Below are 24,685 nucleotides of genomic sequence, written 5' to 3'. Positions count from 1 at the left end.
TTTTCGGTTGTTTGTAGTTGTTCTTGAGTTCTTGTAAAGCCCCGTATTTCGGGGCTTTTTTGTTCGTTCTGTGTCATCACTATTGATGTAAGTTTATGAAAAATAAGTAGGTTGACGCTCTTATACGGAAGGGCAAGGCTGTAATGCTCGCTATTGATACCGGTTTATATTTTCGAATCGCAAGAGGTAACCCCTCTTAGGTGGTTAAATACACGTTGGCTAATAAACGAAGTCAAATTGCATTACCTGAATCTTACCCCCATTGTTCAATTAGTCAGGCAAAAAATAGCAGCGGAAATTTGTTCTCAAGTTAGTACAGGGATTGATCCTAAATCGAAACGCAAACGTGAGTAGCAGGAAGTGATTCGCACTGTTGATGACCTGTTTGATGATTTTTATAAAAATGACCTTAAGAAGTGTTTAAAACATCCAGATATACCATTACGTCTCTATCGTAAAGAGCTTAAAAAGCACCTTGGTGCTTTAGCAATTAAAGATGTTAGCCCTCACGATATAAGAGAAATAATTCAAACGGTAATGGATAGTGGGCGTTCTTCTACAGCTAACCAAGCGCTAATATACGCTAAGCAATTATTTTGTCATGCAGGTGAAACTGAATTGAATTACCTATAACAGCACAAGCCTTTACTCAATCTGATGCTGGTGGGGTTAGCAATAATCGAGATAGGGCATTAAGTCTTGATGAACTCAAAATAGTCTTTACAGTTTTTAATGATAATAGCGAAATCTTCACTCGTGATAATTATTTAGCTTGTGCTCTACTTCTTTCTTTAGGAGTAAAAAAAGAGGAGTTAATATCTGCCAAGTGGGAAGATTTCGATGTTGAAAATAAGTTATGGCACATGCCAGCTGAAAATAAAACAGGAGTAGCGATTACGATACCATTGCCATCGGCTTCGATATTGTAGCTTAAAGAGCGTTATATACGAACATGTGGTTCTGAGTACGTACTCCCGTCAAGAAGGTCGAGTAAGCGTAGAAAGTATATTTCTGACGACACTTTAAATAATGCATTAGCTAAATTATTTGGTAAAAAAGTAGAGCGAGTAATGCCTGATTACAGAGATCATAAAGAATGGCTAAAAGTGAATGGTCATAAGCTGGTGGTTTGAAAGCTTAAGCTGATTCCTAAAATGAGGGAGTATTAGACACTTTAGAGTATATTCTTCTAGCACTAATGTTTGATAAATTTTGTAACTTAATAATTTTTGTCGATATTTATTACACTTAAAGACGGTTTTTATTAATGGGTGGGAGAAATAATTTTAACTTTCTAATAATTATGGCCTTTTTATATTTTTTATAGTTAGAGAATGTATTTTTTACCCCATTCAACAGATCCTACTTTTTTTACTGTCAGATTTCCTTACAGCGTTGTGACATATTTTTGATTTGGTTGTGCTTAGTATTAAACCTTACATCATTTAGGAAAGCTTATCTCTGCAATTTTAGGTACTTTTGAGATAAAAGTTGCTGCAAAAATATAGTTTCTTACCTTTTTAAAATAATTATTGTGTTTATATTTTTACTCTGGCGTGATTTTTGCTCATAGATACAGCTAAATGTTTGTTTTGAAATAAATTTTAAGGGCTGGAAACAATGAATAAGTTTATCCAAATAACTATAAAACAATGTTGTGTTTTAGTTGTACTTTCGTTTTTCTCTTTAGGGAGTTCTGCGACTGCAATATTAAAAACAAATTATGAATCTTATGAGTCTAGCCTTAGTGCTCAATTTCACGATGGAACGGCTAAAGAAGTTTATTCTCAAGGCAGTTTATTTTATGGTTTAGGTGAAGACAATAGTTATACACATGAGGCTTTTTTTACAAAAAAATATAAAGATGGTCAATCTAATGAGTCATATACTCATGACTCACATACAAAAGTTATTAGTGATGGAGGTAGTCTTCAGTTTACCCTGATACAGGGAAAGGTAGATATGGCGAATCAATTAGGTGAGAGTTCTGCTTCTGAGTGGTTTAATTGGGATTGGAATTTTGAGGTATTGAATGAGAATACATTTTTAAATTTACTTTTAAACCCTGTTGGCTCTGACGGAGATAGTTTGTTAAAGTTAACTAATATTACTACAAATACAGATGTTTCTTTTGATGGTGGAACTGAAGAAAGTGTACTTTTAGAACAAGGAAATAACTACCTTCTTTCATTAAGCCTTCATAACTCGTCTACATGGGATGGCATAGACAATTATAATAGATTGTATTTGAGTAATGCAGTTTTCCCTGTTCCAGAGCCAAATAATATTTTAATCCTATTACTTGCCTTAATTTCTTTAATTCCATTACGAAAATCATTAAATTAATTTATAAATTAAGAAAGATTATGTTATTTATTTTGAAGTAATTATGCAGTAGATATATTACTTCTATTTACTAGCTTGTTGTTAACCAAGTGATGACACAGTGGGGTTTTTATTGTGTTATTTTAATTAAGCTACTGTTTTGGATGAGATATATTTTATTATTCAATAATTAGATGCAAAATATTGAGTAGTGTTTTTAGTTGTTTTTAAACTCTTATGAAGCCTCGTATATCGGGGCTTTTTTTATTCAGAACTACCAATGTAGTAAACATTTATTAATCATGGTTAATACTTTTCTCTTAACTTGAAATCACAAATAAATGATTGTTTTTATTGAAATTTATTTGATCTAATGGGGTGGGCTAGATTAAATAATATCAATTGTATTAAATAAGTGATCTACATTTTGCGCAGGAAAAATAGCTTAGTTCAAGACGTAATTTAAGCCTTTCGACGATTAACTTCGTTAATGGTCTATCGGAGAATTAACCAAAAGATGTTAATTCTTTAATAGTTGTTCTATTTGCGAAAATAACAACGAAGGAGTCAGTTATTTTAACAAGTAAAATAGATCAGTTACTTAGTGTGATTGGTATAAATAGACGCTGAGCGAAATAGGTTTATTGCTGGCGAATATTCTGACTATTTAGACACTGTATCCAATATGCTAAGTGAAGGATTATCTATTTAAAATTGACAATCTTTCAATAAAGCGTGTGTTTATCTTTTATTTATTGACGATTACTATTACTGCATTAAATAATTTACCCTCTCTTATTAGGAAGATACCATGTCTGAATTAACTATTATTGCGAATATTATTGTAAAACCTGAGCACCTAGCATTTGTTACGTCTGAGCTATTAAAGTTAGTTGAAATCACCAAAACAGAAGCGGGGTGTATTAACTACGATTTACATCAAGATAAAGAAAAACCTACCCATTTCATGATGTTTGAAAAGTGGGCAAGTCGAGAGTTATGGTCGCAACATGGTGCTGCTGCTCACCTCTCTGATTATGTGCAGGCAACGGAAGGTAAAGTTGAGCGTTTTTCGGTTAGTGAAATGAATTTGTTAACTGCTTAATTTTATTAGTAATTATCAAACTATTAAAGCCTCATATTATGAGGCTTTATATTACACATTTAATGTGTTTTGATTATTTTATATATCCACGGACCAATCTGTTCGGCTGCTTCTAAAATAATCGAAAAGTGATTTGCTTGTTGCATTATTTCGATTGTATTTTGTTGTGACTGCTTAGCATATAGCTTTGCAAACTCGGTGACTTTTATTGGATCAAATGCTTCATCTTGGCTGCCTATCCATAAACCAAAGGGGCTGGCGTGAACTAATTGCTTATTGGGCTGAGAAGGGGTGATTGCTTTAGACATGTTGACAGTATTGAAAGGGACTATTTTCGGATTATCAGTTAACACTGTATTTGGGTAATTAAACGTGACTGCCTTTGAGTGACCAAATAATAAACCTCCACTGACACTATTCGCTATAAACTTACTGACTTTTACCTGTGCAAATTGGAAAGCCTGTTGATCTTCTTGGTAATTAGTATCAGATCGATATCCAAAGTAGGGCGCGATAAAAGTATAGCCAGCTATTGCTAGAGGGGCTGTTTGTTGGGTAGCCCATTCTGCATAATTAAGTAATAAACCCGCACCGGCAGAATGCCCACCTAAAAAAATAGGGCTGTTAGGAAATTGCTGTTGGGCTAGACTGATCAAAGTATTAATGTCTTGCCATACTTGCTGTTCATTAGGTGTATCTCCACGGGTTCCTTGTGAATAACCGTGACCTCTTAAATCTGGTGTATAAACAGCAATATTAAACTTATCACGTAGTGTGACGCCTATGTGAGAGTAACTTAAGCCACTGTGCGCGCCCGCCCCATGGTAAAAAATAAGTACCGCATGTGGGCTCATAGGAAGGTAGGCGCGGTAAGCGAGTAGGGTTTGATCACTGGCTGCTATATATTGTAAATCCGCGGTAGCTTGTTTATCGGCTGCTTGAAGTTCAGTGAGTGAGAAGAAGGCTTGCTCTTTATGATGTGGTAGGTCCTGAGGAGATTGTTGAGCATGAGAAAAGAGAACAGATGTGCTAAATAGTGTGAGCAATACTTTTATCAGTTTCATTTTTCATCCTTACAGCCAGTATATATGCCCTGAGGTGGTATGTTTACTGCCAAAAGTGCGTTGCGACTCTCGAATTAGGCCATGCTAATTCTTCCAATGACTTGTTCCATTTTACTGATCACAAGCACTTACTTCTGTGTGGTAAGTTTCATTAAAGAAATAAATATACTTCCACACTGATATATTCTATATGTCAGTGTGGAAAGGCGTTAACTTACAGTGCCCAAGCAAGACCAATCCTCATGTCTCGACCAGGTGCCATATCGCCAGCTGCACCATAGATGGTCGGACCAAAAGTTGATTGATCTCGGTATTGCTTATCAAATAGGTTACTAACCGTTAATGTTAGCTTTAATGAGTCGTTTTTCAGTGGTTGCCATTGCCCATAAAGATCGTGAACACCGTAACCTGCTTTTTCTAATACATCGTCATGTGTATCAGTAAGGCGTGCAACAAACTGTCCTGACCAACCAAACTCTAACGAATCTGAAAATTGGTAACTGATGCTAGTGTTGACATGATCACCAGTGGAGATACCAAGGTCAGTATCATAATAACCGCCTATGGGTTCACCGTTTAACTCTGAGACACTGTGGTTGTACGCCACACTAGCCTGTAATGCAGACCAATTATAACTTACACCCAGTGTAACCCCTTTATTGACTAATTCTCCGTCATTATTAAATTCTGTATAGTTAGTTTCTCCCCATTCGCCGTAGGTAATAACATCATCAATGGTGGCGTAATAGACATTAGCAGATAGCCCTACCCCTGCGAGATTATAATCAATGGAAAAACTTAGGTTTTCAGCCCTCTCTTCTTTCAAATCAGCGGCATTAGTATAACCACCTGTATAGATGAGGTAACTTTCTCTCACTTCAACACCACGCATCGCCTGTGCAAAGCCAAGCTCTAATTGCAGGTCATCATTTGGAGAAAACAATACACTGACATTAGGGCTAAAACCTTTGCTTTCAAACTTTTGTTGGTCTGCATCGGTTGTTTTATAAATATCGTAGCGACTTCCTAAGTTTAACAATAATGCTTGTGCTAGCTGAAACTCTGCTTGCAAGTAGATACCATAAACATCGCCTTTTTCGTCACGTGCATCTTCGCTGGTGGATTGATAAGATGATTTATCACGACGGTAATCTAATCCATAAGTAATTGAACCGTCTGAGAAGTGATTGGAGTTACGTATATCAACACCATAAGTGCTAATTTTACCCTCTGCGTCATCGTCTACACGAGTAATATTGTTTTCTGTATAATAAGCATTTGTGTCTAACGCTAGCCATTGATTGTTTTCAGGAGCGATTGAGTACTCTAGCTTACTCGTTGTACGGTGAGCTTCCATTTCTACACTAGGGTTGTTACCTGCTAAAGCCCAGTTCGGTCTAAGCAATTTTTCACCATCATCAATGCGATGATCGAAGCTGATACCCACCCGTTGATTATTGTCAAATCGACCAACAACCTTCACTAACCCATTTTGTTGTTCATATTCTGTATATGCAATTTCGTTTCCATTGCCATCTTCATAATTATCAGATTCAGTTTGAACCACAGTGGCCATTGCACTCCAATGATTATTTATTTTTCCATATAAACTAAGGCTGGTTTTATATGCACTAGCATTGGTGTTATAACTGCCTTTGATTAACGCACCAAAACGCTCATCTTCTTTTAATAAGTCTTCAGGATCTTTTGTTGTAAAGTTAATTGCACCGCCTAGTGCACCAGCACCACTTAGCGCATCACCAGCTCCTGCTTGTACTTCAACTTGTTTAAGTAATTCGGGTTCAATAGAGATACTGCCTTGGTGGTGAAATGTACTGGCAGATTGTTTCGCACCATCTATGGTGACGTTGAGCATATTACTCTCTGAGATCACGTACATATACTTTTTGCGATACTGTTGAGGCACCACCTACCGAAATATCAGCCTCATTTTTGAAGACATCTTTAAGGTCAGAGGCTTGAGACTTTTCTAAATGTTCTTGGTTGATATTGGTTTCAGATAAGGAGATGCGTTCACCTGTTACTGTGATCGTGTCAAACTGTTGGTCTGCGCTTAATTTTGGACTAATAAGCGCAGATGTAACAGCTAGTGCTAGAACACTATGTTTTAGCTTTATATTCTTATTCATTTAAAAACTCCATTTAATAATGATAATTATTACTAAATGAAATTATAAAGATTTAGACTCGTTTAAAAAGCATTGTTACAAATATTACAAATGATATTTAATATCAACTAAGTGGAATGTCTATTTGCATTTGTAGTCCAGGGTACAAGTTTTGTGCGTTTAATTTTCCTGAATTAGCCTCAATATGACGTCTTGCTAATGCTAATCCTAAACCAACCCCATCAGTATTTTTATCTCGAGACTGATCCACTCGAAAGAAGGGCTGAAATATACTTTCTATAAGGTGGTCTGGTACGCCATTTCCTTGGTCACTAACCGAGATGGCAACATTTTTATGGTGCTCTGTGACATTAACTACCACTGCTTTATTGTTTGGGCTGTATTTTAAGGCGTTGCGAATCAAGTTTTCCAGTGCTTGGCTAAGTGAACGTTGACTGCATTTAATAAGTTGTAAACACTGCGGAGATGTTAATGTTATCTTTGCATTAGGAAATTCAAATTTAGCATCTTCAACAATGACCTCCAATAATTCAATTAGGTCGAAAGGTTCCCCTGTTAAAATGGGTTTTTCATTTTCAAGCCAAGCGAGTGTTAAGGTATCCTCTATTAAAGAGCGAATTTCTGATGTTTCTTTTTCTAATCGAGGTAATAGGTCTAATTGTGATATACCTTGTTTAGCACTACCTATCGCTAGTTCCATGCGCGTGATAGGTGTCCTTAATTCATGTGATAAATCAGCGATGAGCTGTCTTTGTTGAATAATAAGCGCACCGGTATTTTCTGCCATTTGATCAAAAGCATCGGCCAAGTCTGTCAGTTCATCATTACGCTTGCCTAAGTTAGGTCTGACTCGAACATTAAAGTTGCCTTTACTAAATTTTTTGGTCGCGACTCTTAAGCGTTGCAATGGCGACATTAGGTACCGATAGAGTAATGACGTCAGTAATAATAAAGGTAATAAAGGCAGCGCGACTTGTTGAAATAGGTGTATTTGTTTTAGGTAAGTACCGGCCTCATTCGCTCTGGTAGGCGTATTAAAAAATGTGTTCGCTTATCTAAGAATGGTAATTCGATTACTGGGTTTTGATCAAAATAAAGGTGCACTTTCCAGTCAACACCACGACCTAATCTAAATTCTTCATTAAACTTTTTATCTACATAACTGCCGAATTCAGGTGTCAATTGTGAGGTTATAATAGCAACCCATGTTTTTTCTGTTTGTTGTAGGGAGGTTATCCAATCTTGTAAAGCCTGTTGATCACCTTGTAAATATAGTTTTTCTGCTTGTTTGGCATAGTTTATTAATTGTTGTTGGTCTTCTGTTTTAATAAAACTCATTTCTAGCTGTGTTTTGTCTGTAAGGTAATTAATAAATGCAAACAGCCCCACAGTAACAAAAAATATAGAAGCTAATAAACGCCAAAATAGAGTATTCTTCATGATAAGCGATAGCCTTTTCCGTGTACGGTTTTTAGACCATCAGAGAACATACCTGTGCCTATTAATTTTCGACGAATACGGCTTATATGCATATCGAGACTACGATCATAAGCACTAAATTCACGCTCTAATACGATTTGATAAAGGTAAGGTTTACTAAGTATTTCATTTTTATTTTCTAATAAAACCCAAAGTAAATTAAATTCAATATTAGTCAATGTGAGCGGTTTCTTGTTATAACTGGCTTGTAATAAATGTTTATTCAAAGAAAATAAACCAATATTTAATTCTGCTCTGTTAATGCTATTTTTCTTGTTATTCATCGTACGCCTTAATAAGGCATTAATACGTAACATTAACTCTTCAATATTAAATGGTTTTGGCAGGTAATCATCTGCACCACGACTGAAGCCTTTAATACGCTCTTCTTCCGCACCGCAAGCAGTTATCATTATGACAGGAGTATCACGACACGAGCGTAAACGCTTTAAGACAGAAAAACCATCAAGTTTGGGTAATAAAACATCGAGTAAGATGAGGTCGTATTTGTTGTTAATTGCTTTTTCTAGTCCTGCTTCTCCATCAAAACATTGTTCCACTAAAAAGTTATTATTGATTAGTATTTCGCTAACCTGATCATTTAATAACTGGTCATCTTCAATGATGAGTACGTTAGCTGTTTTAAACAAGGTTCATCACTCCATCGATGATAATTAATCTCATTTAGAATAATACTGTTTTTCGTCATGAATAACAAATCACGGCTTGAGAGTGTTGCTGTGAGGGCATATTTAATTGAAAACGACATCATTATCATTGATGGTGGCAGGTAACTTTATTGAAGGGAAACCCAAATAAAGGTAATGGAGTATGCACTGATATATACTCCATGAAATAAGTTAGTCACTGAACGTGACTTGTTGAGTGAGAATACTTGGTTGACGGCAAGTCAATACCTTACCTTCACGAATCGACCACAGCACTTCACCTTGGCGTTGTATTACATTGGCGTCATCGTAACCTTCAAGAATGATAAAGTTAGCCGGTTTATCTATTTCAATACCATAGCGATCGGTGATATTAAGTGTCTTGGCGCCATTATCGGTAATAAGGTCTAAGGCAGTTGATAAGTCTTCATAACCCATCATATGACAAGCATGAATCCCTGCATCTAATACGCGTAATAGTTTACCGTTACCTAATGTGTACCAAGGATCTTGTATTGAATCTTCGGCAAAACAAATATTCATGCCGGCATCTCGAATTTCCTTAACACGGGTAATGCCACGAATTTTGGGATAAGAATCAAACCTTCCATTAAGGTGTAGGCTTTCAGTAGGGCATGAGACAAAGTTTATTTTGGACTTTTTAAGTAACCGAAACAGCTTACTACAGTAAGCATTATTATAAGAGTGCATTGCTGTAGTATGACTTGCAGTCACTCGTGAACCAATATCCTTCTCTAGAGCTTCTGTTGCTAATACTTCTAAAAACCTTGACGCGCCGTCATCAATTTCATCACAGTGAACATCGACTAATTTATTATGCTTTTCTGCAAGTTCGATAACCCATTTCATCGACTCTACACCATATTCTCGGGTATATTCGAAGTGAGGGATTCCACCAATAACATCAGCGTATTGCATAGATTTTTCCATTAATGCTTTTCCATTTGGAAAAGACATTATCCCTTCTTGCGGGAAAGCGACAATTTGGAGTTCGAGGTAAGGTGATAATTTTTCGCGTAAATCATGGATAGCTTTTAAAGCCACTAAATCTGGGTCGGTTACATCGACATGAGTACGAATATATTGCACGCCATTAGCCAGTAATAATTCGACTGCTTTTAAAACACGAGTTTGAACATCTTCATGGCTCAACATAGATTTACGCTCACCCCAACGTTCAATGCCTTCGAATAATGTACCACTCATATTCCAATTGGGTTGACCAGCAGTTAATACGGCATCTAGGTGAATATGAGGCTCAACGAAGGGTGCACATAACAGGTTACCTTGGGCATTAATATCTGCATTATCTGTATCTAGTGTCTGATCTTGGGCTTTAATTTCTGAAAAAAACCATTTTCACAAATAATGGTATGAAGTGCCGGTTGTCCTCTTAAACGCGCGTTAATTATTTTCATATTGTTTCCTAATCTCTTTTATTTAGGTTAGTTAGGCTTGATCAAAATCAGCCGTTCCATTGCTAAGGCATTTTGTAAGCATAGACGTTGTTGTGAGTCACTTAAGTTGTTCTTGGTGAGCAACTCAATACGTTTTAATCTGTGAGTTAACGTGTTGCGGTGAATATTGAGTGCAGAGGCTGTTTGTCTTGCGGATCCTAAGTGTTTAAAGTAGCAACTGAGTGTACTTTTTAAGAGTTCTGATTGCTTATCAAAACGATTATAGAGTTCGCCTAAATTATTTCTGCAAAAAGGTTTAATTGGGCATAGTCTTCTATCCCTGAAAAGAGTTGAAGAATGCCTAGATCTTGATAATGAAAAACATGATTAGTTTCTTGGTAGCGAGCAAAATCCACTGTTTGTATTGCTTGTTGTGTTGCTCTGCGTAATTGCTGTATCCCTTGGCCTTCACTTACTCCTATATTACAACTGACCCCGTGTTGATTAAGCGTTTTGTATAATGTGTTCCACTTCGAGAGGCTTTGCTCTTGCTGGTCTAGCGGTAACGGAAATGATAATAACCAACCTTGATGGTATTCTAATAATGGAAATTCACTTTGGTGGTCGGATAAAAATTGATTTAATAAAAACTGACAGTGGCTGAGATCTCCTTTTTCAAGGCGTTTAGGCACCACCATTGCAATAGAGAAAGCACCAGTAGTATTAATACCAAACTCACCGGCTTTTATGAGCGTCATTTCAGCAGGGCTAGAGCTAGTTAATAGGTGCTCCATTAAAGCGCGGGTAGATTGATGTGCTAAATCTGACTTAATGATTGAGTTTGATAGCAATTCAGTTACTTTAACCATAGGTAATGAGTACGGTTGCTCAAAGATAGGAAAACCTATTTCTTCTGCGACTGTTAATACTTGTGCTGGTATATTTTTTATATAAGTTGAATTGGTTAAAATGACTAATCCACTAGCTTGTTTTTGTTTACCAAGGTGAATTAACTTAATAAAGTCTTCAGTTTGCCATTGCCAGTTTAAACCGGTTACAAAAATCAGTTCACCACCACTTATCCAGTCTCCGATATCGTTATTTTCAGCAACGTAAGGCCAACGAATGACATTCTCAGCGCCTTGTTGTCCTGCTTGTAACGTTATCTCTTCAAGTCCTGGTATAAGTGAAAGTGACTGAACTTTGATCATCCATTAGGCGCCTTGTACTGTTTTTGATTTTGTAGAGTTTATATACAATAAAATACAGTAGGCTAATGAAGCAACAACGATACCGACTAATGGTGCAATCCATGGGGAGAAATAAGCTGCAGCTGAACCAATAATATAGGCAAAGATACCTTGCATATTATATTGCGGTAAGTCGATTTCTGAGAGGGCTGGCATATTTCCACGGAAGCGAACCCAAAAGTCGGTCATGATGATAGCGCCGATAGGTGGAATAAAAGTGCCTAATAAGATAAGGAATGGGATCAGCATATTATACATTCCCATAATCGCCATCAATGTACCTATAGCCGCACCAACAATGGTAATTAGTTTACGCTTCTCTGTTCGTAATAAATTACAACCAGCCGCTGCAAAGTTATAAATAGTGTTATCTTGAGTAGTCCATATATTAGTAAATAACATAATAACTGCGGCTATCATGAAACCTTGTGAGACAAGCACATCTACGATATCTGATTGTTGGTAAACTAATGCGCCAAATGCACCAACAAATACCATTAAACCATTACCAATGAAGAAAGCGGCTAATGTAGCAGTGATGGCAATCTTTCCTGATTTAGCAAAACGACTCCAGTTTGTGGCTTGTGTTCCACCACTAACAAAGGTGCCAAATACAACAGTGATTGCAGCGCCTATTGACATACTTTCTGTGGGTTGTTTGGCCACTAACTCTCCAATCCCACCTACGTCAATTAAACCTTTGTAGAAGCATAAGCCAATTAGAAATAGCATCAGAGGAACTGAAATTTTAGATAGTATTTCAAGTGCCTTATAGCCAATTGATGCACTAATGCAGAAACCAAAACCAAATAGAATCATTAAAGGTGTTGACCATGCACTAGGTAAATCCAGTAGTTTAACTAAAATAATAGCGATGGTTGCTGTACCCCATGCATACCAACCAATTTGTGTAAATCCGAGTACAAAATCAGATAATTTACTGCCCTGAAGCCCAAAGCTATATCGTCCTAACAAAACGGTATTTAAACCCGTTTTAAAGGCTACATATGCCAAACCAGCAGCGTAACTGCCTAATAAAAGATTACCAATGAAAACAATGCCTAAAATTTCATTAAAATTAAATGCCGTACCTAGGCTACCTCCCGCCCACATTGTTGCGGTAAAAAAGTGAAACCAAGTAATACTGACATCATTGACCATAATCCTTTGCGTTGGTCAGCTGGCACAGCACTGAGTGGGAAGTCGTTTTTACTATCCATAGTCTTGTTCCTTTCGTTGAAGTAGATTAATTCAGATGTTTACAACATTTGTGCCAATCTAAAAAAGGAATTGTTGGAATAAATTAACTGTGCGGAAAGTGCACAAATTAACCTTTTAATTGTACCAGGTGCACTTTTTTGATTTCTGTGATGTTATTGATAAAAAGGTGCAACAACTGCAATTGCACCAAGCAAGCGCTTAATGCAATGTTATTGTGCATTATTGGAAGTACTAAAGATGGATTGTAGTTGTTTTTTATGGCGTTAATCCACAAGCATATTCGCACCAACTGTGTCGCAAATGGTTGTAAAGTTTTCGCGATTATTATTAATGGTTTCTCTTACTATATTTTGTTCTTGTTCAGATAAATTAGTGCGCCATTTATCGGCTGAAGATTTATTTAACTGCTCTGGTAAGCTCTCTAATCCTGGGGCATCGTACCCCGCAAAGGTTAGCATCTTACTCACCACCCCTTTGGTGTCATCAACTAAGTTATTATAAGCGATGGTCATCCAACGAGAATTATCTAACTCTTTAAGCTGGTTGATTGCATTAATGTTTAGGGTTATCCAAGATTCAGGTAATCTCTTAAAACCTTCACTTGGGTAATACCGTGTTTTATCGGGGTAAGAACGATAAAAATCACTGAGTTTTTGATGAGGTAGCGCTTTGCCTGGTTCATTAAATGATCTATTTTTTAAATTAACCATCACTCGTTTAATCATTGCCTTGATGGTAACTAGAAGGCTTGGTTTGGCAGCTGGCTCTTGTTGATTATCACATTGTACATAACTCCAACAAGGTAACTTAGTATCTGGCCAGTAGTGTACGTATGGAGGAGAGTCTTCATCTCCTTTATAGGCATCATTAAAGCCTACTTTTTCACTGGCAATAACGCCCATAATGTCACGTACAATTAAGATAAATTTTGCATCAGGTAACACATTGGCTACATAACTAATTTTATTCAATAAATGCGGGTTTTTAGTGATTATTCCACCTTTCGCGTGGCGAGAATAAACATAGTTATTAATAGCTTCTTTTGAAGCAGGGTCAATACTCTCTTCAGTGGCACACCCACATAAAGTTCCCGTTCTTCGTGAACCGATGGTTAGACCGAAAGCCTGCCAAAACTTACGACATTCAAAATCATCATCTGAAGTCAAATCTACCGCTTCAGGGCATGCTTTCATCACCATGTCATGTGATATTGTGGTCCCTGAGCGAGTAATGCCGATAATAAATAATGGTGACTTTTTACTTTCCATATAAAGATGAAACCTCTTTATTGATGTGATGATTTTGATGAACAGTGCATTATCATCATACCTTAATGATTAAGTAAATAATTTATAAAAGTTAGTGTCTGATCTAAGTGATAGGGGAGGGGATGGGTTGACCCTCTAACAAACTAGCGATATTAGAGGGTTTGATTAGTCAGAGGTAAATAATAATAAACTAACGTGTCCAGTTGGTTTTACTGAGCTCTATGATTTCATTACCTTTACCATTAATTAAGGCTTTCATCATATATAAACTAAAGCCTTTGGCTTGTTCTAGTTTTATTTGAGGCGGCATGGCGAGTTCTTGTTTTGCCGTTTCAACTTCTAATACCACAGGGCCTTTGTGTGCCATCATATCGGACATCGCTTGTGGTAGTTTTTTCGGATCATCCACATGAATACCTTTGATGCCGCAAGCTTCTGCAATGCTGGCGAAGCTTGGGTTATCTAAATCCGTATCATCTGATAGGTAGCCACTGGCTTTCATTTCCATTGCGACAAAACCTAATGATCGGTTGTTATAAACAATGATTTTGATTGGTAAGTTGAGTTGTTTCAGTGAGAGTAAATCACCCATTAACATAGAGAAACCACCATCACCACACATCGCAATGATTTGACGTTCTCGATCTAAGGATTGTGCCCCCATTGCTTGTGATAAAGCGTTAGCCATTGAACCATGGTTAAACGACCCAATGATACGGCGCTTGCCATTCATGGTTAGATAACGAGCCGCCCAAACGGTAGGTGTACCTACATCACAAGTAAAGACAGCATCATCACTGGCTTGCTCATCGAGCAGGCGGGTTAAGTACTGCGGATGAATCAAACCGTGTGAAGTTTTACCGTTAGCTAATAGGTCTAAATCGGCGCGAGCTGTTTTATAATTTTTCAAACACTTATCAAGATGCTGACTACTACGTCCACCAGTTAGTTGTGTGAGCAGGGAAGTTATCGTGGTTTTAGCATCGCCTAATACACTGTGATCGACTTGTACATGTCGACCTAATGATGCGGGCTGATTATCAATTTGTAACACGGTACTATCACTTGGATAAAACGCTTTATAGGGGAAACTTGTACCAATCATTAATAAGGTATCGGCTTCGCCCATGGCATGGTAACCCGATGCAAAACCAATCAAACCTGTCATACCTACATCATAAGGATTATCGTACTCGAGGTATTCTTTACCGCGCATTGCATGCACTATTGGTGCTTGTAGTTTTTCAGCGAGAGCAACCACTTCTTTATGTGCACCTTTACAGCCTGCACCACATAATAATGTTATTTTTTTACTGTTATTAAGTTGGTCTGCAAGGGTATTAATATCTGACTGGTCAGGTAGATAGATGGCGGGTTTAGGATGACTCCACTTAGCAGAGATACCTTCTGGCATTGATTTTAATGCAACATCACCAGGTAACACTATAACACTGACATCATTATGTAAAATAGCTTGACGCATGGCTGTTTCTAACAGGTAAGGCATCTGTTCAGGGTTAGAGACAAGTTCACAGAAAACACTACATTCTTTAAACAGTTCTTGAGGGTGTGTTTCTTGGAAATATTGACTGCCAATTTCTGATGAAGGGATATGTGCAGCGATTGCTAATACAGGCACTTTATTACGATGACAATCAAATAAGCCGTTGATTAAATGTAGATTACCTGGCCCACATGAACCTGCACATACGGCTAACTTACCTGAAGTATGTGCTTCTGCACCAGCAGCAAAAGCAGCCGCTTCTTCATGGCGAGTACCTAGCCATTCAATACTGCCCATTTTTCGTAAACTATCACTAATCCCATTGAGTGAATCGCCAGTTACTCCCCATATACGTTCTATTCCAGCTTGGTCTAGGGTTTGAGTGATAAAGCTTGCGATACTTTGGCTCATATTAAGGTACTCCTTATTAGTAAGTTGATATATCACCTTCAATGGTTGTGTTTAGTTACTGCTCCGTGTAATTGCTTATTTGATATTATGATTGTCATCTCGTGAGACGATTAAAAAGAAACTGAATTTTTTTGATGGTATAGCGTAATGCTTTTGCATTTGTCTATTTTATGATCATCCTCTCCTAGACGGGGTTTTTCAAGTACTTATTTATATTGTCATTTTGATATTAGTTTGGAAACCAGTAAGACACTAAGCTAAGTCTTGTTGTTACTAAGCTTGGTAATACAGATATAGTAAAGAGCATAAACTTGAATATGATTGGATGTTTATTATTTTTCCTTTATATTCACTATTTCACTAATGAAACACTAGATTGGTGGACTTTTGCTTATCCTAAATGAGTTGGATTCGATTCTTCTTAGGTAAACCTAACACTACTACCAATAGAGAGTTGCTTTGTGATAACAACGATTAAACCCCTATTTTTACTGCTAATGAGCTGTTTTTTATTAATGACAGGTTACGGATTAAGTAATATTTTATTGCCTGTTCGTATGCAAAATGACGGCATTAGTATTGATAATATTGGTTTGGTGTTATCGATGTTATCAGTTGGTTTTTTGGTGGGTTCTTATTACAGCCGTAAACTACTTCAGCGCGTTGGCCATATTCGTATCTTTGCTATGTGCGGTAGTTTAACCTCTGTGGCTATCCTCCTATCGGGCCTTTTTCCTGACCCTATTTTATTAGCGATTATGCGAGTAGTGACTGGGTTCTGTATGGCTTGTACTAATGCGACTTTAGATAGCTGGTTGAGTTTTAGTGCCACCGAAAAAAATCGAGGAAGAATACTCTCCATCAATCAAATGGTGATCATGAGTGCACAATTTTTAGGCCAATTTTTATTAAATGTAGCGCCCATTGAAACCATGACGTTATTCGTCATTTCTGGAATTTTACTGAGCTTAGCTATAACGCCGATTGTCGTCAGTAAACAAAAAGGGCCTATTATCGAAGACAGTGAATCCATGTCGTTAATGATGATTATTAAATTGTCACCTCTTGGTGTTGTCAGTTGTTTTTACTGTGGTGTGTTTTATTCTGCGTTATTAAACATGCTACCGATTGTTGCCAATGATAATGGTATTAAAGGGTTTAACCTGTCTATCTTCATGGGCTCTGCGATTATTGGCGCGATTTTATTGCAATTTCCTGTTGCGTATTTATCTGATAATTTTGACCGCCGAAAAATCATGTTAGGTATGGTATTAACCATCATTACAGCAGCCGTCTTAATTCCTATTTTAATTTCGCTTAATCTGTTTTATTTAAGCTTGTTATCGATAGCGTTAATCACTGGGGTTGTCGCTTGCTTGTATCCAATGAGTATGTCTGAAACATTTGATAAAGTGGTAAAAGAACAAATTTTATCGGCAATGGCGTCGTTGTTATTTATCTATGCGTTAGGCAGTATTACAGGTCCTTTTTTAGCCTCCAAGGCGATGAAATGGTTTGGTAATGATGCCTTATTTAGCTTTATTGTTGTCTTTGCGATCAGTTTGTTAGCATTTATTTTATTACGTATGAAACAACGCCCAGCACTGCCGCAAGAAGATCAAGACCATTTCGTCATGCAAACCCCTTCTGGTGTCATATCTGAACTTGATCCTCGAACGGATTACGTTGAACCTGCTTTTGAGCAAAGTGCAGAAGTGGATGTGGCTGTTAGCTTAGCGACTAAAAATCCTGGTATTGCGGTTAATATGGCAAAAGCAATTGCAGCGAAAGACCCACAAAATGCCACCCATTTGGCAGCAGCATTAAGTACCATTGAAGAGATTAATATTGCTAAGCTATATGCTGCTATTACTACTGCTGCCCCTGAAATGTCTGTACATATCGCGGAAGCGTTGACTACGGCATCTCCCGAGCAAGCTGAAGAGCTGGTGGATTGGATAACCAATGACCATCCCGATCAACTTGCAAATATCATTGTTGCTATCGCCAATGCAATGCCTGATAACGGTATTAGTGTGATGGAGCATGCTGCTGAAAATATGTTTGATGAAGACCCGTCGGTGTTGTTAGAAATGACTGAACAATACATGACAGAGTTTTCTGACTCTTTAGATGAAATGCGCCCGGTTGATAGAAGTGCGGCTGCATCAGAACAAACGGCTGCGGATCTTTACACGCGTTTAAGTGATATCTCCCTGGAACATTCTGCTGAGCTTGCCCTAACAGTCTCAGAAGCATTACCTGAATCTTCGAATGCAGTGGCAGAAGCTTACATCAATAACTTGGTAGAATCTGATAATGACCAAGAAGTAGATGCAGAAGCGACTGAAAATATTGAGGAAGCCGTCAGTGACTACCTAACTCATGTTGTAGAGAATATGCCTGAATATGCGGTTGATGTAGCGAGTACTATTATTGACTCTGTACCTGATGTTGCCTCTGAGATGGTAGAACTACTGCAAGAGTCGGATGCGCTTGATAGCGATGAATTAACCGCCTCTATTGATGATAAACCAGAAGAAAATACCATCGAAGAACAGTTGTTCGATGCCGTTCAAACACAAACGACAGAGTCTACCAGTAATAAATAATCGTCTATTGTAGAAAGCTAAGTCGAGCAGGGCAAACTGATACAAAAAAGCCAACTTAATTAAGTTGGCTTTGCGTTAAAGGTATTAATGATCTGTTAACGTTTAAGCATCATTAATGCATGTTTTTATTGACCATTTAATTTAAGTGCAGAGAAGGTCACGCTATTGTAGTCACCATTCTTTTTATCGACAGCAAAGTCTCCTGTGCCTGCACAACCTGGACCCCAAACTGGTGTGTGTCATTAACACTACATTGACCATATGCACCGGCTTTAAAGTAGAATGCATCCTGTGCGTAACCCGTTGGTGAATCTTTCTCGTCAATACCTTTGCTTAGGTCGATATTGTAAGTAACATCTTTATGGCGAGCAGTAGTGAAGGTTAGGTGCATGATGTTACCTTTTACATCAACAACATAACTAAACTCTTCACCCATTTTAATACCCGCTTCACCAGGCTCTTCTAGGTTTTCCCAAGTATTACCCCATACCGGGTAAGCAATATCAGCACGGTTTGGATCTTTCTTCGCTAGATTACGTTCATAGTTCCAAAATACTGAGCCATATTCATGACCAGGGAATTTTTTAAAGAAGATTTTTAGAGGCTCATTACCATGACCAAAGCCTGTTTTAGCTTTAATTTGATCATCATATTTTTTAGCATGAATTTGTCCAACTACTACTGAATGTGCCGCTGGTCTTTCCGGGAATTTAGCATGTTCAGAAATATGGTTTACCTTTAAGGTTGCTTCTAATATTCCACCCACTTTACTGTAATCTGCCGAGTGTGTATTACTCTCAAGGGCAAAGTTATTTAGTGGGGCTGCTGTATCAATATCAAATCTTGCACCACGTGGCATTTGGCGTAATTCAGAACGCGCATTTTTAGAGTTCTTTGTGGTGACGGCTTTGTTTTGTACTTCAAACACTAAGTTGCCATCTTTATCTAAGAAGAAAAAATCTTCATGGGAGTAGCTCATCATAGCTACCCCTTCAATCTCATCAACTCGACCATCTTTATTGATATCGGCTGGAATGGTTATTTTCCAGTTTGTCATATCAAATTTATCAGCAGGAACTGGGTACGATACGCCATTACCAGCGACATCAGCGAGAGCTAACGTAGGTAAAGATAGTAACAGTGAGCCAGCAATCATTAGGTTGGTTTTCATTTTTATCACCTCATTATGTAATATTGTCACACATAATAGCGGGGTAAAAAGTGAACAAAAGCTCATTGCCTTGGATGTGTTTAGTTGATCACATAGCAATAAGCAGATCTTATGATGGGATCAAATATTTTAACCTAGACGGTCAATATTGTGAGAGTTTGATCTCATTCTAATGTTATACCAATCATGCTCATTAATAGGTGTTAGTCATACATTAATTTCTGTGCTTTTTCTTGGTCGAACTCTTTTAGAGATTTTCTAGCGAGTTGTCTAAAAGGCAATGCTTTTACGATCTCTTCAAAAGGTTGTATTGCAAAGGCCCAAAATATAGAAGCATCTAATCCTAAAATAAGAAAAGCACACAAAGGGATTGATATAACCCATTGACCTGTAAAGTTTATTTTAAAAACAGCCGTGGTTTGTCCTACTGCACGTAGAATGTTGCCATGTACCGTATTGTAACCTCGTACTATCGGTAAAAAGATATAAAGCGGTGCAATAATCGTGAGAGCTTGGTAGGTTGCCTGGTCTAACTCTGGATAAATTTGATCTATAAATAAACTTAATATCGCAAACAACACGGCACATAATACTGAAATCACTACAGCGATATCGATACTGGTATCCACATTCTTGACTAAATCATCCATCTTTTTCGAACCAATTGCTTGGCTAACTGTGATTGCTGAAGAGTGTGACCAAGCTGCGATAAACTGAGTACCAGCACGGATCCATGGCATTACCAAGGTGATCGCTACATAGGCATTAATTGCCAATTGCGAGTACAGTAATTGATAGATCGTGGCGCCAATAAGCAGGATCGTCACATTGGCAGCAACAGGAATATTTCGATAAAATGCGCACGTATATTTGCTAGCATATTGCTATCATTTGATGGGGGAGTAAAGGTGAAATCAGAGTCAAGGTGTATATATAAACCCAAATATATCATACGCACAGTGATAGCAATGACACTACCTATCGCAGCACCCTGAACTCCTAAACCCACGCTGTTTATTTCAGCTGATAGGTGATAACCATGTATTAATAAGTAAGAGAGAATGGCATTAATCGGTAGCTCAATGAGGTAACCTTTAAAGGGAACTTTGGTTTTACCTAAGCCATTAAACAGTGCAATCATCACCTGCGTAATTGCCGTGAACAGGATGATATATTTAGAGATATTAAGGTACTCTGCAATCTCTCGATGCAAGTTCATATCATCGGTTAACAAAGCAATTAAAGGGCGGTCAAACAGGGTTAATATTACCCAAAAAATGACTGCGATAGCGCCATTAATGAAAAATCCAGAGCATAATCCTTTATTGAGCGATACTTGATTATTAGCACCCACAGCTCGACTTAATACTAACTGTGTACCATTTGCTAAGGCCATTTGAATCCCTAAAACAGCCGCTACAATGGTGGTGGCAATACCGATCGCAGCCAATGGTATTTCACCTAAAGGCGATACAAGTAAGGTATCTATCATTAACATAGATTGCATTAATAGACCGTTTAGCGCGAGAGGCCAAGCAAGTGAAAAGTTCTTTTTTACATAGGATTGGGAAGACACTGATAAACCTTAACTTAACTCTTACATTGCTGACATGAGTTAATGTAATCGATGAAAATAGACGGTGAATGGCATATATTTCGATTATTACGGGTATGATTTTATGTTGATAAAGAAAGTGAGACAATCAAAATAGATGCTAATTAAGTAGTATTGTACTATTTTATATCTGGATCGATCAATTTCATTATCTGGAGATTGTGAAGCAAATGCTTATTTATCGATTAATTTGAACGATCGTTCTTAACTAGTTATAGTGTGTTAGTATAAACCATATACAGTCGTTGTATGTTCAGTTTATTGACTGCAAAAGAGGTAATGATGAGTAAGAAAATTCAATTAGATATCGTATCAGATGTTGTTTGTCCGTGGTGCATTATTGGCTACAAAAATTTACAAAAAGCAATTGATGAATTAGGTGTTGAAGAGCAAATTGAGTTGCAATGGCAACCTTTTGAATTAAACCCTAACATGCCAGCGGAAGGACAAAATTTACGAGAGCATGTTGCTGAAAAATACGGCTCGTCATTAGAAGAAAGTAATCAAGCTCGAATTAATATCGGTCAACGTGGTGCAGAAGTTGGTTTTACTTTTAACTTTTTTGAAGAGATGAAAATTGTTAATACCCGTGATGCGCATATTTTATTAGAGTATGCCTATGAAAAAGGTAAACAAACGGAATTGAAATTGGCGCTATTTAGTGCCGCGTTTACTGACCAAAAAGATGTCTCTAACAGAGAAACACTATTAGCTGAAGTCGTGAAAATAGGTTTAGATGGTGAGGAAGCATCTGCTCGTTTAACAACACAAGCTTACCTGGATCAAGTCGTTGACCATGAAAGATATTGGCAAGGGTTAGGTATTTCAGCCGTGCCTACAGTTGTATTCAACCGTCAAAGTGCGTTATCTGGTGCACAACCTGTAGAAGCTTATAAACAGGTGATCACTGAGTTATTGGCAGAAGCTTAAATTGACTAGGTTAGGTTAAGTATTATCATCGCTTAACCTAACTTTTAGTCGTTTATTAAGGCTTGCAATGCAGTTTGGTTTTTTAATAAAGCTTCAAATTGTGCAGCCGGTAAGGGTTTACTGAACAAGTAACCTTGGGCAAACTCACAATCTATACTTTTAAGAAATTGCATTTGCTCCTTGTCTTCAATCCCTTCACCTACTACTTTCAAATTCAACGCTTTTGCCATTGCAACAATCGCCATTACCAGTGATTTATCTGATTCGTTTTCAGCTAAATTCATGATAAAACCACGATCTATTTTTAATTTAGAAAAGGCATATTTTTGTAGGTAACTTAAGGCAGAATAACCGGTACCAAAGTCATCAATACTGAGTTCGACTCCCATGTTACGTAATGTTTGCAACATTTCAAATAACTCTCCTTCTTGATTAATAATGAGGCTTTCAGTGACTTCGACATCTAAGCGTTCAGGTGGTAAATCAGCGGTTTTCAGTACATTTTTGATATCAGAAAGTAGTTGTTTGCAGTTTCTAAATTGCACACTAGAAAAGTTAACGGCAATTTGTAACGGTGTAATACTTTGCCATTGTGCCGCTTGGTTGACTGCTGTCTGTAAAGCAAAGTTGCCTAACTGATCTCATTAAGTTATTTTTTTCTGCGACGGCAATAAATTCATCAGGTGGTACAAAGCCGAGTTCACTATCGGTCCAACGCATTAAGGCTTCAGCGCCTATTATCTTGTTGGTTGTAAGGTCAATCAGCGGCTGATAATACATTTCAAGGTTATTTTCCTTGAGCGCTGCGTGCAAGCGTAAGTTGATGGCTACTTTGCGGTTCACCTCGTCATTCATCTTAGGTTCAAAGAAATTAAAGTTATTACGGCCATCGCCTTTTACTTTATACAAAGCCATATCCGCACATTTTAATAGTGTTTCGGCATCGTCTGCGTCATCAGGGTAAATTGCTAATCCTATACTACTGGATGTATGGAAGAGATGTTTTTCTATTTGAAAAGGTTGTTCAAAAAGGTGGTGCATTTTAACCGCTATTTGAGTCGCTTCCTCGAGTCCTTCTAGGTCATTAATCACTACCATGAATTCATCGCCACTTAATCGCGCAACGGTATCTGTTTTGCGTAACGCTCCACGTAAACGTAGGCTGGTTTCTATTAATATTTTATCGCCGGCCGCATGTCCTAAGGTATCGTTAACTTGTTTAAAGTTATCGAGATCTATATACATGAGTAATACTTTTTTATGATTACGTTGTGAACGAGCGATAGCATAATTGAGTTTTTCTAAGCTGTAACTTCTATTTGGAATGCCCGTTAGCGAATCATGAGTGGCTTGATAGGCTAATTTTTTCTCAGAAAGCTCACGCTTTTTAATTTCATTTTCAAGCTCAGAGTTATGCTTTGATAGTTGTTGACGACGCTTTTTTGAGTCACTAATTTGATGGTGAAGTTGGGCATTTTTGTGCTCAATATAAAATAGGTAATATAAAGTTAAAAATACTGGGAAGCCTAATAAAGAGATCACCACCACAAACCATTTCGAAGTAAATAAGTCATTGTGACTAATATCTTCAAACCAGGCTTCAATAATAAAAGGTGCACCTATTATCTGTTCTGTTAAATGAAAGCTATGAATTAAGTCATTGTGATGATGTAGGTCTGTGTCTTCGGCATGTGAAGTGGCGGCTAAGGAATCCCATATAAAGAGATCGCCTTTAGTGCTTCGAAGTGTGATATGGCTGCCACTGCCTTCATATTCTAAGGTCGTAAGCAGGGATGTCATTTGCGCTTTATTAAATTCAGCCACTAGTAAAGCAATGGGATGATTATGAAAGTAAACAGTCGTTGATAAACGGATTATTAAGGTATCGTTGAATTCATTAACCAGTAATGTTTGTTTTGATTTCTGTAATTCAGAAATATTGAGGTCTTGATAGTTAAATGGGAGCGTACTGTTACTATCAGCGATGATATTTTTATTTAATTCAACTAGAGTCACGCGAGAGAACACTGGGGTGAGTTTGTCTTGTGGGGAAATTAATTGTCTTTCGATCATTTCTCGCAAGTTAAATAGGCTTGCACCTAATCCATAGGTCATCGACATACCCGCGCTTTTATTCGCGAAGAAAGTGATTACTACTTTATCTTCAGATGCAATTAATAGATTATGCTTGGCAAGTTTAAAATAATTACTTAGTAACTCCCCGTAATGACTGATTCGTAAGTGAAGCTCATTGTCTCTTGATTCTTCAAGTTTATTTTGACCTAGGTTGGTTACTGTTAAAATAAGTAATAGATATCCGGCAAGGGTTACACTTGCAATCACGAGAGTCTTTTTTTGAGTAAACCAACGAGGCATAGATGTCCTTACTGTGATTTTGTGTTAAAAAATCAGGATAAAAATAGAACACAGAAGGGTAATATTTCTTAACTAATAAATTATATTCACCACTGTTTTGAATCTCTTTAAGATATAG

The 24,685-nt window shown here is 37.4% G+C and carries 23 protein-coding genes; 5 read left to right on the top strand and 18 right to left on the bottom strand.

Going from position 1 to position 24,685, the window contains the following annotated elements:
• The first annotated feature begins 360 nt into the window (after nucleotides 1–360).
• The 3 genes from ACLKL2_RS10905 (at nucleotide 361) to ACLKL2_RS10895 (ending at nucleotide 3,430) form a co-directional block, all read left to right on the top strand.
• Entirely contained in the window at nucleotides 361–633 is a 273-nt protein-coding gene (locus tag ACLKL2_RS10905; RefSeq protein WP_413691650.1) for a phage integrase central domain-containing protein, read from the top strand.
• Nucleotides 634–1,620: 987 nt separating this feature from the next.
• Complete coding sequence (locus ACLKL2_RS10900; RefSeq protein ID WP_413691649.1) at nucleotides 1,621–2,346, top strand: hypothetical protein; 726 nt, start codon at nucleotides 1,621–1,623, stop codon at nucleotides 2,344–2,346.
• Between the two features lie 790 nt (nucleotides 2,347–3,136).
• Nucleotides 3,137–3,430, top strand: a complete 294-nt coding sequence (locus ACLKL2_RS10895) for a putative quinol monooxygenase (RefSeq protein WP_413691648.1) — start codon at nucleotides 3,137–3,139, stop codon at nucleotides 3,428–3,430.
• 59 nt (nucleotides 3,431–3,489) lie between these two features.
• On the opposite strand, the gene ACLKL2_RS10890 is transcribed toward ACLKL2_RS10895, so the two are convergent.
• From ACLKL2_RS10890 to poxB, 13 genes are all read right to left on the bottom strand, one after another.
• Nucleotides 3,490–4,494: an alpha/beta hydrolase gene (locus ACLKL2_RS10890; protein WP_413691647.1), complete on the bottom strand. Its 1,005-nt coding sequence runs from the start codon at nucleotides 4,492–4,494 to the stop codon at nucleotides 3,490–3,492.
• Nucleotides 4,495–4,708: 214 nt separating this feature from the next.
• The gene (locus tag ACLKL2_RS10885) at nucleotides 4,709–6,388 is read right to left on the bottom strand and encodes a TonB-dependent receptor domain-containing protein (protein ID WP_413691646.1); all 1,680 of its coding nucleotides are present in this window, start codon (nucleotides 6,386–6,388) and stop codon (nucleotides 4,709–4,711) included.
• Nucleotides 6,372–6,644: a hypothetical protein gene (locus ACLKL2_RS10880; protein WP_413691645.1), complete on the bottom strand. Its 273-nt coding sequence runs from the start codon at nucleotides 6,642–6,644 to the stop codon at nucleotides 6,372–6,374. Before ACLKL2_RS10880 ends, ACLKL2_RS10885 begins: the two co-directional genes overlap by 17 nt.
• A gap of 103 nt (nucleotides 6,645–6,747) precedes the next feature.
• Complete coding sequence (locus ACLKL2_RS10875; RefSeq protein ID WP_413691644.1) at nucleotides 6,748–7,560, bottom strand: HAMP domain-containing sensor histidine kinase; 813 nt, start codon at nucleotides 7,558–7,560, stop codon at nucleotides 6,748–6,750.
• An 80-nt stretch (nucleotides 7,561–7,640) separates the two neighbouring features.
• Nucleotides 7,641–8,084 carry a histidine kinase sensor domain-containing protein gene (locus ACLKL2_RS10870; protein WP_413691643.1) on the bottom strand — a complete coding sequence of 148 codons (444 nt, stop codon included), beginning with the start codon at nucleotides 8,082–8,084 and terminating at the stop codon, nucleotides 7,641–7,643.
• Complete coding sequence (locus ACLKL2_RS10865; RefSeq protein ID WP_113819890.1) at nucleotides 8,081–8,773, bottom strand: response regulator transcription factor; 693 nt, start codon at nucleotides 8,771–8,773, stop codon at nucleotides 8,081–8,083. Before ACLKL2_RS10865 ends, ACLKL2_RS10870 begins: the two co-directional genes overlap by 4 nt.
• 210 nt (nucleotides 8,774–8,983) lie before the next feature.
• Nucleotides 8,984–10,111, bottom strand: a complete 1,128-nt coding sequence (gene codA, locus ACLKL2_RS10860) for a cytosine deaminase (protein ID WP_413694302.1) — start codon at nucleotides 10,109–10,111, stop codon at nucleotides 8,984–8,986.
• 146 nt (nucleotides 10,112–10,257) lie between these two features.
• Nucleotides 10,258–10,530, bottom strand: a complete 273-nt coding sequence (locus ACLKL2_RS10855; RefSeq protein WP_413694301.1) for a PucR family transcriptional regulator — start codon at nucleotides 10,528–10,530, stop codon at nucleotides 10,258–10,260.
• Nucleotides 10,503–11,420: a PucR family transcriptional regulator ligand-binding domain-containing protein gene (locus tag ACLKL2_RS10850; protein ID WP_413691642.1), complete on the bottom strand. Its 918-nt coding sequence runs from the start codon at nucleotides 11,418–11,420 to the stop codon at nucleotides 10,503–10,505. Before ACLKL2_RS10850 ends, ACLKL2_RS10855 begins: the two co-directional genes overlap by 28 nt.
• Nucleotides 11,421–11,423: 3 nt before the next feature.
• On the bottom strand, nucleotides 11,424–12,572 hold the full coding sequence (gene codB, locus ACLKL2_RS10845) for a cytosine permease (protein WP_413691641.1): 1,149 nt from the start codon (nucleotides 12,570–12,572) through the stop codon (nucleotides 11,424–11,426).
• Complete coding sequence (locus ACLKL2_RS10840; protein ID WP_413691639.1) at nucleotides 12,551–12,679, bottom strand: hypothetical protein; 129 nt, start codon at nucleotides 12,677–12,679, stop codon at nucleotides 12,551–12,553. The genes codB and ACLKL2_RS10840 overlap by 22 nt, the downstream gene beginning before the upstream one ends.
• Nucleotides 12,680–12,943: 264 nt before the next feature.
• Nucleotides 12,944–13,948, bottom strand: coding sequence for a sulfotransferase (locus ACLKL2_RS10835; protein ID WP_413691638.1), 1,005 nt, complete (start codon nucleotides 13,946–13,948; stop codon nucleotides 12,944–12,946).
• A gap of 190 nt (nucleotides 13,949–14,138) precedes the next feature.
• Nucleotides 14,139–15,863 carry a ubiquinone-dependent pyruvate dehydrogenase gene (poxB, locus tag ACLKL2_RS10830; RefSeq protein WP_413691637.1) on the bottom strand — a complete coding sequence of 575 codons (1,725 nt, stop codon included), beginning with the start codon at nucleotides 15,861–15,863 and terminating at the stop codon, nucleotides 14,139–14,141.
• Between the two features lie 461 nt (nucleotides 15,864–16,324).
• Here poxB and ACLKL2_RS10825 point away from each other — a divergent pair, with 461 nt between their 5' ends.
• A complete protein-coding gene (locus tag ACLKL2_RS10825; protein ID WP_413691636.1) occupies nucleotides 16,325–18,475 on the top strand; it encodes an MFS transporter in 2,151 nt (716 codons plus the stop codon).
• A gap of 157 nt (nucleotides 18,476–18,632) precedes the next feature.
• On the opposite strand, the gene ACLKL2_RS10820 is transcribed toward ACLKL2_RS10825, so the two are convergent.
• From ACLKL2_RS10820 to ACLKL2_RS10810, 3 genes are all read right to left on the bottom strand, one after another.
• Nucleotides 18,633–19,646: a polysaccharide lyase family 7 protein gene (locus ACLKL2_RS10820; RefSeq protein ID WP_413691635.1), complete on the bottom strand. Its 1,014-nt coding sequence runs from the start codon at nucleotides 19,644–19,646 to the stop codon at nucleotides 18,633–18,635.
• Between the two features lie 203 nt (nucleotides 19,647–19,849).
• Nucleotides 19,850–20,473 (bottom strand): MATE family efflux transporter, encoded by a 624-nt coding sequence (locus tag ACLKL2_RS10815; protein ID WP_413691633.1) that lies wholly within the window; start codon nucleotides 20,471–20,473, stop codon nucleotides 19,850–19,852.
• Entirely contained in the window at nucleotides 20,470–21,222 is a 753-nt protein-coding gene (locus ACLKL2_RS10810; RefSeq protein ID WP_413691632.1) for an MATE family efflux transporter, read from the bottom strand. Before ACLKL2_RS10810 ends, ACLKL2_RS10815 begins: the two co-directional genes overlap by 4 nt.
• Nucleotides 21,223–21,540: 318 nt before the next feature.
• Here ACLKL2_RS10810 and ACLKL2_RS10805 point away from each other — a divergent pair, with 318 nt between their 5' ends.
• Nucleotides 21,541–22,191, top strand: a complete 651-nt coding sequence (locus tag ACLKL2_RS10805) for a DsbA family oxidoreductase (RefSeq protein ID WP_413691631.1) — start codon at nucleotides 21,541–21,543, stop codon at nucleotides 22,189–22,191.
• A 44-nt stretch (nucleotides 22,192–22,235) separates the two neighbouring features.
• On the opposite strand, the gene ACLKL2_RS10800 is transcribed toward ACLKL2_RS10805, so the two are convergent.
• The gene (locus tag ACLKL2_RS10800) at nucleotides 22,236–22,772 is read right to left on the bottom strand and encodes an EAL domain-containing protein (protein ID WP_413694300.1); all 537 of its coding nucleotides are present in this window, start codon (nucleotides 22,770–22,772) and stop codon (nucleotides 22,236–22,238) included.
• Nucleotides 22,747–24,567 carry a putative bifunctional diguanylate cyclase/phosphodiesterase gene (locus tag ACLKL2_RS10795; protein WP_413691630.1) on the bottom strand — a complete coding sequence of 607 codons (1,821 nt, stop codon included), beginning with the start codon at nucleotides 24,565–24,567 and terminating at the stop codon, nucleotides 22,747–22,749. The genes ACLKL2_RS10800 and ACLKL2_RS10795 overlap by 26 nt, the downstream gene beginning before the upstream one ends.
• Nucleotides 24,568–24,685 lie beyond the last annotated feature (118 nt).

The sequence above is a fragment of the Psychromonas sp. KJ10-2 genome, from assembly GCF_047323255.1.
GTDB lineage: Bacteria > Pseudomonadota > Gammaproteobacteria > Enterobacterales > Psychromonadaceae > Psychromonas.
The sequence above is the reverse complement of the archived record's forward strand: the minus strand, read 5'-3'. Positions and strand labels throughout refer to the sequence as shown.

Bases quoted from the DNA above. Each gene is read 5' to 3' on its own strand.
- ACLKL2_RS10895 (WP_413691648.1), top strand. From the start codon at position 3,137: ATGTCTGAATTAACTATTATTGCGAATATTATTGTAAAACCTGAGCAC.
- ACLKL2_RS10795 (WP_413691630.1), bottom strand. From the start codon at position 24,567: ATGCCTCGTTGGTTTACTCAAAAAAAGACTCTCGTGATTGCAAGTGTA.
- ACLKL2_RS10850 (WP_413691642.1), bottom strand. From the start codon at position 11,420: ATGATCAAAGTTCAGTCACTTTCACTTATACCAGGACTTGAAGAGATA.
- ACLKL2_RS10835 (WP_413691638.1), bottom strand. From the start codon at position 13,948: ATGGAAAGTAAAAAGTCACCATTATTTATTATCGGCATTACTCGCTCA.
- ACLKL2_RS10880 (WP_413691645.1), bottom strand. From the start codon at position 6,644: ATGAATAAGAATATAAAGCTAAAACATAGTGTTCTAGCACTAGCTGTT.
- ACLKL2_RS10805 (WP_413691631.1), top strand. From the start codon at position 21,541: ATGATGAGTAAGAAAATTCAATTAGATATCGTATCAGATGTTGTTTGT.
- ACLKL2_RS10875 (WP_413691644.1), bottom strand. From the start codon at position 7,560: ATGTCGCCATTGCAACGCTTAAGAGTCGCGACCAAAAAATTTAGTAAA.
- ACLKL2_RS10890 (WP_413691647.1), bottom strand. From the start codon at position 4,494: ATGAAACTGATAAAAGTATTGCTCACACTATTTAGCACATCTGTTCTC.
- ACLKL2_RS10820 (WP_413691635.1), bottom strand. From the start codon at position 19,646: ATGAAAACCAACCTAATGATTGCTGGCTCACTGTTACTATCTTTACCT.
- codB (WP_413691641.1), bottom strand. From the start codon at position 12,572: ATGTGGGCGGGAGGTAGCCTAGGTACGGCATTTAATTTTAATGAAATT.
- poxB (WP_413691637.1), bottom strand. From the start codon at position 15,863: ATGAGCCAAAGTATCGCAAGCTTTATCACTCAAACCCTAGACCAAGCT.
- ACLKL2_RS10840 (WP_413691639.1), bottom strand. From the start codon at position 12,679: ATGGATAGTAAAAACGACTTCCCACTCAGTGCTGTGCCAGCTGACCAA.
- ACLKL2_RS10870 (WP_413691643.1), bottom strand. From the start codon at position 8,084: ATGAAGAATACTCTATTTTGGCGTTTATTAGCTTCTATATTTTTTGTT.
- ACLKL2_RS10900 (WP_413691649.1), top strand. From the start codon at position 1,621: ATGAATAAGTTTATCCAAATAACTATAAAACAATGTTGTGTTTTAGTT.